The sequence below is a fragment of the Actinomadura sp. NPDC048032 genome, from assembly GCF_040653175.1.
GTDB classification, from domain to species: Bacteria; Actinomycetota; Actinomycetes; order Streptosporangiales; family Streptosporangiaceae; genus Spirillospora; species Spirillospora verrucosospora.
On record NZ_JBEZJP010000285.1, the window covers coordinates 1 to 10,667 of the forward strand.

Here is a 10,667-nt window from a genome sequence, read left to right on the forward strand (position 1 = left end):
CCACAGGTCGCCGCGGAAGACGGGGTCGCCGGCCAGCTTCCGGTAGTTGTCCAGGCCGGCGAAGTCCTCCGGCCGGCCGAAGCCGCCCCAGGTGATGAGCTCCCGGGCGCGGCGGACCTTCGGCAGGACGACGTCCAGGAACTTCTGGCCGCCGAAGCCCGGCTCCACGGTCATCAGCAGGAGCATGTCGATCTCGCCGAGGAGGTCTTCGAAGCCGTCCACCGGGGTGGCCGGGTTGACGCCCAGCCCGGCGCGGGCGCCCGCGGCGCGGATGGCCCTCAGGGTGCGGATGGGCGCCTTCGCCGCCTCGGCGTGGATGGTGACGCTCCCGGCTCCGGCCTCGGCGTACTGCGGCGCCCAGCGGTCGGGGTCCTCGATCATCAGGTGGCAGTCGAGGGGGAGGGCGCTGTTCCTGAGCAGCGCCTGCACGATGGGCAGTCCCAGGGTGAGGTTCGGGACGAAGTGGTTGTCCATCACGTCGACGTGGACCCAGTCGGCGGAGTCGGCGATGCGCGCGACGTCCTCGGCCAGGCGGGCGAAGTCGGCGGACAGGATGCTGGGTGCGATCTGAGGAGCCATGATGCCCCGAGTCTATTGGCGCAGCCCCGCCCGATCGTCACCCGCCCGGGTGAGGCCCGGGGTGGGGCGGGCCGCCAGGCGCAGGCGGACGAAGGCCTCCGGCGCGCCCGCCGTCACCCACAGCACGAGCAGCGCCTGGACGACGAACGCCTGGACCAGGTTCGCCCCCTCGAAGAAGGCGATGACCGCCGCCCCCGCGAGGCCCAGCGGGAGCCGCGCCAGGCGCTGCCAGGCCCTGCCGCCCGGATCGAACCAGCCGCGCCAGGCGACCAGGGACAGGCCCATCAGGAGGCCGCAGAGAGCGCCGGACGCCTGGGCCGAATCGGTCAGCGTGACGGGCTCGGCGACGCCTCCGGCCGCCTTGACGGCCTCCGCCCACGCACGGGGCCACTGCCAGTCCCGCAGCGGGCGCGCCGCCCCCCAGGCCGCCGCGAGCATCAGCAGGGAGACCGCGAGGGAGAGCGCCAGCTGCACTGCCAGATGCTGCCGCCGCCACCACGGGACGGCGACGGGCTCCAGCCCGAGGGCGGCGACCAGGACGGCCAGGCCGACGCCCCAGCCCGCCAGCACCTGCCCTGGCGAGTGGACGCCCAGATAGACGCGCGACACTCCGATCAGGAAGATCACGATGGCGGCGCCCGCCCACAGGTACCAGCGCCGGGTCTGGGCCGCGAAGAAGCCCCACCCGGCGACGCTGTTCTGGGCGTGGCCGGACGGCATCCCGAACGACGACAGCGACTGCCTGCCCTGGATGTTCGGGTCCGTCCAGTAGGGGCGGGGCGCGTGGAAGACCAGCTTGAGGAGCGCGTTGACGGCCGCGCCGAACAGCAGCACCACGGCGGCCCGCGCGGCCAGGCGCGGCGCCACGCACCAGAACAGCGCCAGGAGCAGCGGGACGTAGAAGGCCGCGCTGCCCAGATACGACATGAAGATCATGAAGCCGGTCAGCACGGAGCCTCCCATCAGCGCGGTGCCTCCCCCGAGGCCGGGCGCGGCGGTCAGGTGCGGCGGAGCAGCGCCAGGAACATCGCGTCCGTGCCGTGGCGGTGCGGCCAGAACTGGGCGTACGGGCCGTCCCCGAGCCCGGTGAGGCCGGGGGCGATCGCCGCCAGGACGCCGGGCGCGTCGAGCCGTTCGACGTCGTCCCGCTTGCGCAGGACGTCGTCCACCACCACGCGGGTCTCCGCCAGGTGCGGCGAGCAGGTGACGTAGGCGACCACTCCGCCGGGCCGGACGGACTCCAGCGCCGCGGCGAGCAGCTTCCGCTGGAGCGGCCCGAGTTCGGCGACCGACTCGGGGCCCCGGCGCCAGCGCGCCTCGGGGCGGCGCCGGAGCGCGCCCAGGCCGGTGCAGGGGGCGTCCACCATGACGCGGTCGAACGAGGCCGGGCGCCACGCGGGAGCGGTGCCGTCGGCGGCGACCACGCCCGCGCGCTCGTCGACCGCGCGCCGGACGAGCCCGGCGCGGTGCGGCTGGACGTCCGCGGCGAGGAGCCGGGCGTCGCGCTGGGAGGCGAGAGCGGACAGGAGCCCGGCCTTGCCCCCGGGGCCGGCGCAGAGGTCGGCCCAGCGCGCGTCACGACCGTCCAGGGGAGCATCGGCCAGCGCCAGGGCGACCATCTGGCTGGCCTCGTCCTGGACGGCCGCGCGCCCATCGCGGACGGCGTCGATGCCCGCAGGGTCGCCCTCCGCCAGGACGGCGCCATAGGGCGAGTAGGGGGCGGGTTCGGCGCCCGCGTCGTACAGCTCTTCGAGGGTCGCCCTGCCGGGGCGCGCGACGAGCGTCACGCGGGGCCGGGCGTTGTCGGCCGCGAGGAGCTCGTCGATCTCGGCCGCCCCGACCGCGTCCCGCATGGCGGACACGATCCATTTCGGGTGGCTGTGGGCGATCGACAGGCGCGTCGTGGCGTCGGCGTCGGCGGGGGCCACGATCCGCAGCCAGGCGTCCATGTCGCGCATGGCGACCTTGCGGAGCACGGCGTTGGCGAACTTGGCCTGGCCCGGGCCGGAGACGGAGCGGGCCAGCTCCACGGTCGTCGCCACGGCGGCGTGCGGCGGGATGCGGGTGCCGAGGACCTGGTGGGCGCCCAGGCGCAGGACGTCCAGGAGGGGCGCGTCGACGCGGCGCAGTTCGCGGTCGCTGCACAGCGCGAGCACCGCGTCGTAGGTGCCCCTGCCGCGCAGGGTCCCGTACGTCAGCTCGGTGGCGAGGGCGGCGTCGCGTCCGGTCAGGCCGCGGTCGCGCAGGCGCGCGGGAAGCAGGAGGTTCGCGTAGGCGTCGCGGGTCTCCACCGCCCGGATCACGTCGAACGCGGTGCGGCGGACGAGGTCCTGGGGGCGGCCCGTCTTGCGGGGGCCGCCCGGGCGGGTGTTCGGGGCGCGTCGGCGGTTGCGGGCGGGAGGCATCAGTGCAGCGCGTCCTTGCCGGTGAGGTCGAGACCGCGGGCCCAGTCGGCGGCGGCCATGGGGCGCTTGCCCTGCGGCTGCACCTCGCCGAGCGCGACGGGATGGGTGGCCGTGCCGACCAGCACCTCGCTCTTGCCCGCGCTGAGCGCGCCGGGCTCCAGCTCGGCGGCGCCCGGCGCCGGGCGGACGGGGCCGAGCTTGACCCGGGTGTCGCGGAAGGTCGTCCACGCGCCCGGCGCCGGGGTGCAGGCGCGGACGAGGCGGTCGATGTGCAGGGCCGGGCTCTTCCAGTCGACGCGGCCGTCCTCGGGTGTGAGCTTCGCCGCGTGGGACACCCCCTCGGTCGGCTGTGGCCGGGGCTCCAGGACGCCCGCCTCGATGCCGTTCATGGTGTCCAGCAGCAGGTCGGCACCGGCGACCGCCAGCCGTCCCAGCAGGGCGCCGGCGGTGTCGTCCGGCCGGATCGGCTCGGTGAGCACGCCGTAGACCGGGCCGGTGTCCAGGCCCTCCTCGATCTGGAACGTGGCCGCGCCGGTCACGTCGTCGCCGTGCAGGATCGCGCGCTGCACGGGGGCGGCCCCGCGCCACGCGGGCAGCAGCGAGAAGTGCAGGTTCACCCAGCCGTGCCGGGGGATGTCCAGGGCTTCGGGGGGCAGCAGCGCGCCGTAGGCGACCACCGGGCAGCAGTCCGGCGCGATCTCCCGGAGCCGGTCGAGGAACTCGGGGTCGCGGGCCTTCGCGGGCTTGAGCACCTCGACGCCGGCCTCGGCGGCGAGCGAGGCGACCGGGCTGGCGCTCAGGCGCCTCCCCCGCCCCGAACGCCCGTCGGGCCGGGTCACGACCGCGGCGACCTCGTGCGACGACCCCAGAAGGGCCGTCAGGGCCGGAAGCGCCGTCTCGGGCGTCCCGGCGAAGACCAGCCGCATCTAGATCGCCTTCCCGAGGGTGCGGTGCGGCGACTCCTTCACGACGGGGGCCGGCTCGCCGAACCACTCGGCCTCCCGGATCGCCTTCATCGCGGCCTTGCGCTGCTCGGGGTCCATCCGGTCGATGAAGATGATCCCGTCGAGGTGGTCGGTCTCGTGCTGGACGCAGCGGGCCAGCAGGTCGGTGCCCTCCAGCGTGATGGGCTCCCCGTGCATGTTGAAGCCCTTCGCCACCACCCCGACGGAGCGGGGCGTGGGGAACGCGAGGCCGGGCAGGGAGAGGCAGCCCTCGTCGTCGGTCTCCTGCTCGTCCGACAGGTCGAGCGTCGGGTTGACGACGTGCCCGAGGCGGTCGTCGACGTAGTAGGTGAAGACGCGCAGCCCGACGCCGAGCTGGGGGGCCGCCAGGCCCGCTCCAGGGGCGTCGATCATCGTGTCGGTGAGGTCCTTGACGAGCTGGCGCAGCTCCTTGTCGAAGTCCTTCACCGGCTCCGCGGGCGTGCGCAGCACGGGGTCGCCGAAGAGGCGGATGGGCTTGACGGCCAACGGGGACTCCGTTTCCTGCGAATGTCGCTGATCACTGCGAGTGCCACCCGACCGCTGCGGGTGCCACCGGTCCACTGGGACGCGCCCCCAAGTCTACGGAGGCGCGGGCCCGGAACATTCACGCCATGTTCACACCCCGCGTTCACACACCGCGGTGCGCGCTCTGGCGCGCCGACCGCGCCTTGTAGGCGGCGGTGCGGGCGGCCTTGGCCGTCGCCTTGTCGGGGTGATGGGCGCCCAGGGCCTCCAGGACGTCGGCCACACCGGGATGGTGGGTGCGCCAGAGCTCGTCCACCATGGTCTTCATCTCGGCCCCGGGCGGCGCGTCGACCAGCGCCGCCGCGACCGCCTCCTCCGGCTCGGCGGTCTCCATCATCCCGGCCACCGTGTCGACGAACACCCAGAGGTACTCCTCGCGGGCCAGCTCGCGCCCCGCCGGGTCGCCCGCGGCGTTCAGCCACATCGCGGCGTAGGGCGCCACGAGCGGGTGCTCCTGCGCGGCGCGGACCACCCCGGCGGCCTCGGGGCCGACGCGGTGCAGGACGGCGGCGGCGAGGTTGCGGGCGCCGGGACCGCCGGTCCGCATGACGTCCAGCAGGTCGGCGGCGGCGTCCTTGGAGTCGTGGGACGCCAGCCAGCCGTCGATCTCCTCGTCGGCGGCGTCAGGCCGGTACCAGGTGAGCCCCGCGACGAGCTCGGACGCGCGGGCGCCGGCCAGCTCGCCGATGACCGGGGCGGTGAACCCGTCCGCGAGGAGCAGCTCCCGCACCGCCCACACCCCGAGCGGCGTCAGCGCCCGGCCCGCGCCGGACGCCTCGATGACGCCCCAGTCCTCCAGGGCCGCCAGCTCCAGGGCGAGGGCGTCCGCCACGAGCGCGTGCATGGTGTCGGCGTCGCTGAGGTCGTAGGCCTCCTCGATGTGGCCCAGCAGCGCCTCGGCGAGGGCGTCCGGCCCGGACGGCTCCTCCTGCTCGTACAGGTGGATGAGGACGCCGGTCAGCTCGTTCTGGACGAGTTCGACCGCGTCCAGGCCGTCGGCGTAGTCGTGGCCGGGCACGACGGCGGCGTCGAACAGCGGCAACCAGGCGGTGAGCAGGGCCGCGTCGTCGCCCGATTCGAGGCCCGGCAGCGCGGGGCCCGGGGAGGCGCGGCCGTCCCCGGCGTCGATGACCTTCGCCTCGACGGCGGCCCACCACAGCCGCTCCAGCGCGCCGTCGTCCTCCAGCCGCCCGTGGCGCCGCGGCGCGTCCAGGCCGAGGGCGCGGCGCGCGGCCTCGGCGTCGGGCTCGGTGAGCATGCCGTGCTCGGTCAGCGGGCGCTCGCCCGTCCAGCGGGCCAGGGCCAGGACCGCCTCGGCGAGGCCCGACCGCCGCGCCGCGTCCGCGACCTCGGCCTGCGGCGCCAGCCGGACGGGCGGGACCACCAGGTCCCCCGCCTGCCGCAGGTACTCCTCGGTGCGGGCGAAGCGCTCCTCCTCCGGGAGCGCCTCGAAGTCGCGCATCCACGCGTCGACGGCGTCGCCGTCGTCCAGGTCGATCCCGTCGGCCTGCATCAGCCCGGCGACGACCTCGGCCGCCGCCTGCCGCTCCTCGCTGTCGACGGCCGCGACGACCTCGGCGAACTCGGGGCCGGTCCGGTCGATCTCCGCCGCCAGCGCGTCGGCGGCCGGGGCCGGGACGGCGCCGGTGTCGCGCAGGTAGGCGACGACCCGGCGGAGCGCGTCCAGGATGGTGGGGACGTCGTCGCGCCCGGCGACCACGGACTCGGGGAAGACCTCCAGGAGCAGTTCGCGGACGTGCCGCGGCTCCAGCGCCTCCGGGCCCGCGAGGCCCATCTCCTCACGCGCCAGGTCGAGCAGGATGCGGACACCCTGCTCGTCAAGCGCCTCGCCGCGTTCGTCCGACCACCGCCGCAGGTCGCCCGCGGTGGTCTCCACCCAGTTGTCGGCCACGCCAGAACCCTATTGGTCAGCCGCGTTCCCCGGGGTCGGTTGAGCCCCCGAGTCGGCCGAGTCGCCTCGGTCGAGGCCACGGGATCACTCGTGTCCCATGGAGTCGGTCGAGTTACAGCGTGATCGAGTTCCGCGGCACTGGTCGAGCTCCGCGGCGCCGGTTGAGTTTGCAGCGTCAGATCAGTTCGAGGGGGTCGATCTGGACGCGGACGGTCTCCGTGGCCTTGCGTGCGCTGCGCACGCCCTGGGCTTCCTTCAGCGCGCGCGCCAGGGCGTTCCCCCCGGCGCGGGGTACTCGTATCAGCGCGCGTTCCTTGTCTTGGGCCTCCGTGCCCGCCTGCGGGACGGGAACGGGACCGAGGACCTCCGCGCCGTCGGGCAACCGGGTGTCGGCCAGAAGCTCCCGTATGGCGGCCGGGGACGCGGTGAGCGACGCCATGCGCGCGGCGGGCGGGAACCCCACCTCCCTGCGCTCGGCGAGTTCCCGCTCCGCGTACGTGACCGGATCCCAGCGCACGAGGGCCTGGACCGCGGGCAGCGCCCCCTCCGCCGCCACGATCACCGGGCCCTGCGGGCGGACGAGCGACGCCGCGTTCATCCAGCGCCTCAGCGTCTCCTCGCCGGCGCGCAGGTCAGGCCGGCCGAGGAGGACCCAGCCGTCCAGCAGCAGCGCGGCCGGGTATCCGCCCTCCGCCGGAGGCTCGGCCCCGGGCGTCGCCACCACGAGAGCCCGTTCCGGACCGACCCGGTCGAGGACGGCCTCCCGCCCCGAGGTGCGCACGGGCACGCCGGGGAACGCCCGGCCGAGCTCCTCCGCCGTGCGTTTGGCGCCCACCACGACGGCGCGCACCTGGAAGAAGCCGCATTCGGGGCAGTGCCAGTCGCCCGCGATGTGGCCGCACCAGCCGCAGTAGGGGGCCGCGTGCGACGAGGCGAGCGCCAGCGGCCCCTGGCAGGTCTGGCAGCGCGCCGGGGTGCGGCACCTCCCGCAGGCGATGCCCGGAACGTATCCGCGCCTCGGCACCTGGACGAGCACGGGCCCGCTCTCCAGCGCCTGCCGGGCCGCCTCGAAGGCGATGTTCGGCAGGCGCGCGGTGCGGGCGGCGGCGTCCCGGGCGAGTTGCGCGTCCTCCCCCACGTAGCGGACGCGCGGCATCCTCGCCCGGACGCGGTTCCGGTCGGCGGCGAGCGCGTGGGCCCAGCCGGTCTCCACGAGCTGCGTCGCGTCGGTCGTCCGGGTGAACCCGCCGATCAGGGCGCCGGCCCCGGACCGGTGCGCGCGCAGGGCGAGCACGTCGCGGGGATGCGGATACGGCGCGTGCGGCTCGGCGTGGACGTCGTCGCCGTCGTCCCACAGCACGACCAGCCCCAGGTCGGCGACGGGCGCGAACATGGCGGCGCGCGTGCCGACGACCGCCCGCGCCTTGCCGCGCAGGACGGCGAGCCACCTCCGGTAGCGCTCCGCAGGGCCCAGCTCCGCCGTCAGGGCGACGTGCAGCCCCTCCCCCAGCTCCGCCTCCAGCGCCGCGTCGATGCGCGCCACGTCGCGCCCGTCGGCGGCGACGACGAGCGCGCCGCGCCCTCCGCTCAACGTGGCGGCGACCGCGCGAGCGATGGCCGCCGTCCAGTCGGGGCCGGGCAGCGCGCTCCACACGGCCCGCGGCGCCCTCCCGCCGGCCAGCGCGTTCACGAAGGACTCCCCCGCCGGGTACTCCCGCCACACGCCGGCGTCGGGCGCCCCGGGCAGTGCGGGGACGCCCTCCTCCACGGGCTCGGCTTCGACGCGGGCGTGCCGGGGAGGGACGGCGAGCCGCAGGACGTCCGCGAACGTGCCCGCGTAGCGGTCGGCCACCTCCCGCACCAGCGTGACGATCTCCGGAGTCAGGACGGGCTCGGGCGAGGTCACCCTCTCCAGGAACAGCAGCTTGCCGCCGTGGCCGCTCTCGGCGACCCGCTCCAGCAGGAAGCCGTCGACGAGCTGGCCCGCGAAGCGCACCCGCACGCGGCAGCCGGGAACCGCCTTGGCGTCGAGCTCGGCGGGGACCAGGTAGTCGAAGGGGCGGTCGAGGTGCGGGAGCGACATGTCGACCGCGATCCGCGCGACGGGCAGCTCCGCGGCCGGACGGCGCGCCCCCTTCTTCCCCGCCGCCTTCTTCCCCGGCGCGGCGGGTTTCCCGGACCGGCCCGCCTTGGGGGCGGCCGCGCCCGGAAGGGCGTCCAGCCCCGGGATCAGGTCCGTTCCCCCGCCGTCCTTCGTCACGCCCCCCGTCCTACCAGATCGATCCGACACCCGGAGTCGCACGCTAGGGTTGGTCCGTTTGAACGGGTGCGCGTCCTCCGGCCCATTGCCCGACGCCGTCCGCACCCTCGCCGTCCGACGAGCCTTGCAGGCGATGTGACCACAGCTCATGCCCATGAGCGGACGGACGCCCCGGTCAGCAACGGGGTGTCACGCCGTTCTCCAAGCCCCGCGGCCGCCTCCCGGTGGAAGAAGCGGGCACGCCACCCCGTGGTCGCCGCCACGCTGGCCGCCGCCGTCCTGCACCTGGTGTGGGGGCTGTTCCTCGCGACCGAGGGCGGCGACCTCGCCGCGCAGGCCGCGTGGACGGACTTCGCCTGGAAGCACCCCGGCGCGGCCTACAGCTTCGCCTGGTACGGCGGGATGCACCCCGCCTCCTACAGCCTCGTGTCGCCGTATCTGATGGCGCTGTTCGGCATCCGCACGGTCGCGGTGATCACGGGCACGATCTGCGCCACGCTCACCGCCTACCTGCTCAAGCAGTTCCGGGCCCCGGTCGCGCTGCCCGCCTCCCTCTGGGCCGCCTTCGCGCTCACCTGCAACGCCGCCTCCGGCCGCGTCACGTTCGGCCTCGGGCTGATGTTCGCGCTCATGGCGACCATCGTGGCGTTCACCCCGCGCGGCACGCCCGCCCTGCGCGCCGCGGCGATGGTCGTGCTGAGCCTGCTGGCCTCGCTCGCGAGCCCCGTGGCCGGCCTGTTCCTGCTGGTGCTGGCCGCCGCGCTCTTCCTGACCGGACGCCGCCGCGCCGGCGTCTGCGTCGCCGTGGGCCTGCCCGTCGTGGTCGGCACCACCAGCCTGCTCTTCCCGTTCAGCGGCGTCCAGCCGATCTCCCTGGACGCGATCGTGCTGCCCGCCGTCACCAGCGTCGCCGCGATCCTGTTCTGCGCTCCGAAGAGCTGGAGGTTCGTGCGGACCGGCGCCGCCGTCTACCTGGCCGGGATCCTGCTGACCTGGCTGATCCCCTCCCCCATCGGCAGCAACGTCGAGCGCCTCTCGCTGCTGTTCGGCGGCATGTTCCTGCTGTCGGCGGTCGCGCGCGCCCACGGGCGGGCGCGCATCGCCGTGCTGTCGCTGGCGTTCATCGTGACGGCGTCCTGGCAGGTCGTGAAGCCCGTCGACGACCTCATCCACACCGAGCCCGCGGCCACCGCCGCCGACCACGCCCGCGGCCTCGTCGCCGAGCTGGGCGCCGTCGGCGCGGACGACGCGCGCATCGAGGTCGTCCCGCTGCGCTCCCACTGGGAGTCCTCCGGCCTCAGCCGCCACTTCGCGCTCGCCCGCGGCTGGAACCGCCAGGTCGACGCCGAGCGCCACGAGCTGTTCTACGAGAAGGGCGCGCTGACGCCCGCCTCGTACCGCGACTGGCTGCACAAGTGGGCCGTCCAGTACGTCGTCCTGCCCGAGCAGGAGGTCGACTGGTCGGCGCAGGAGGAGGCCGCCCTCGTCGAAGGCGGCCAGCCGTACCTGACGGAGATCTGGCGGGACACGCACTGGCGTCTGTACCGCGTCGCGAGCCCCACGCCGCTGGTCGACCCGCCCGCGTTCGTCAGGAACCTCAACTCCGGCGAGCTCGTCGTCGACGTGCCCTCGCCCGGGTCGGTCCTGCTGCGCGTCTCCTGGTCACCGTGGCTGAGCGCGACGGGCGGGAACGCCTGCCTGGCGCGCGCGGGCGAGTTCGTCCGGCTGGAGGCGCGCACCCCCGGCCGCTACACCATCGCCGCCCGCTACGGCCTGCACCGCGGCAACCACTGCGCCGGCTGACCCCGTCACGGCGCGTCCGCACGGCTTCCCCGCGGCACCAGGCCGCACTGGGGCAGGCGCCCGCCGCACGCGCGAGAAGACCTGGTCGAGGACAGGGGCGCCGGAACAGCACGGGCGCGCGAAGAAGGGCCCCGGGGCGTCTCGTAGATGGCGTCGAGGCGCTCGCCGGCGAGCCGCTCACCGACCCGCTCCGCCTG

Annotated in this window: 9 protein-coding genes; 1 reads left to right on the top strand and 8 read right to left on the bottom strand. The window is 75.3% G+C overall.

The genetic code is table 11. The annotated features are described in order from the left end of the window. The 7 genes from rpe to AB0C69_RS29045 form a co-directional block, all read right to left on the bottom strand. Positions 1-579: ribulose-phosphate 3-epimerase (gene rpe, locus AB0C69_RS29015; protein WP_360358337.1), on the bottom strand; the 579-nt coding region annotated here is incomplete at its 3' end. A gap of 12 nt (positions 580-591) precedes the next feature. Beyond that, positions 592-1,542, bottom strand: a complete 951-nt coding sequence (locus tag AB0C69_RS29020; protein WP_353834604.1) for a phosphatase PAP2 family protein — start codon at positions 1,540-1,542, stop codon at positions 592-594. 35 nt (positions 1,543-1,577) lie between these two features. Further along, positions 1,578-2,984, bottom strand: a complete 1,407-nt coding sequence (locus AB0C69_RS29025) for a transcription antitermination factor NusB (RefSeq protein ID WP_360358338.1) — start codon at positions 2,982-2,984, stop codon at positions 1,578-1,580. Beyond that, positions 2,984-3,910 carry a methionyl-tRNA formyltransferase gene (fmt, locus tag AB0C69_RS29030; RefSeq protein WP_353834602.1) on the bottom strand — a complete coding sequence of 309 codons (927 nt, stop codon included), beginning with the start codon at positions 3,908-3,910 and terminating at the stop codon, positions 2,984-2,986. Before fmt ends, AB0C69_RS29025 begins: the two co-directional genes overlap by 1 nt. Then, positions 3,911-4,456: a peptide deformylase gene (gene def, locus AB0C69_RS29035; protein ID WP_345184728.1), complete on the bottom strand. Its 546-nt coding sequence runs from the start codon at positions 4,454-4,456 to the stop codon at positions 3,911-3,913. A 142-nt stretch (positions 4,457-4,598) separates the two neighbouring features. Beyond that, on the bottom strand, positions 4,599-6,407 hold the full coding sequence (locus AB0C69_RS29040) for a hypothetical protein (RefSeq protein ID WP_360358339.1): 1,809 nt from the start codon (positions 6,405-6,407) through the stop codon (positions 4,599-4,601). Positions 6,408-6,582: 175 nt separating this feature from the next. Further along, entirely contained in the window at positions 6,583-8,667 is a 2,085-nt protein-coding gene (locus tag AB0C69_RS29045; protein WP_360358340.1) for a primosomal protein N', read from the bottom strand. A 135-nt stretch (positions 8,668-8,802) separates the two neighbouring features. On the opposite strand from AB0C69_RS29045, the gene AB0C69_RS29050 reads away from it, so the two are divergent. Continuing rightward, positions 8,803-10,470 (top strand): MFS transporter, encoded by a 1,668-nt coding sequence (locus AB0C69_RS29050; protein ID WP_345184734.1) that lies wholly within the window; start codon positions 8,803-8,805, stop codon positions 10,468-10,470. 5 nt (positions 10,471-10,475) lie between these two features. Here the strand turns inward: AB0C69_RS29050 and AB0C69_RS29055 are convergent. After that, positions 10,476-10,667 (bottom strand): hypothetical protein (locus AB0C69_RS29055; RefSeq protein ID WP_360358341.1); only part of this gene is annotated, 192 nt, incomplete at its 5' end.

What these genes read in the sequence shown, in the direction of transcription:
- AB0C69_RS29020 (WP_353834604.1), bottom strand. Translation starts at nt 1,542, where the DNA reads ATGGGAGGCTCCGTGCTGACCGGCTTCATGATCTTCATGTCGTATCTG.
- AB0C69_RS29025 (WP_360358338.1), bottom strand. Translation starts at nt 2,984, where the DNA reads ATGCCTCCCGCCCGCAACCGCCGACGCGCCCCGAACACCCGCCCGGGC.
- fmt (WP_353834602.1), bottom strand. Translation starts at nt 3,910, where the DNA reads ATGCGGCTGGTCTTCGCCGGGACGCCCGAGACGGCGCTTCCGGCCCTG.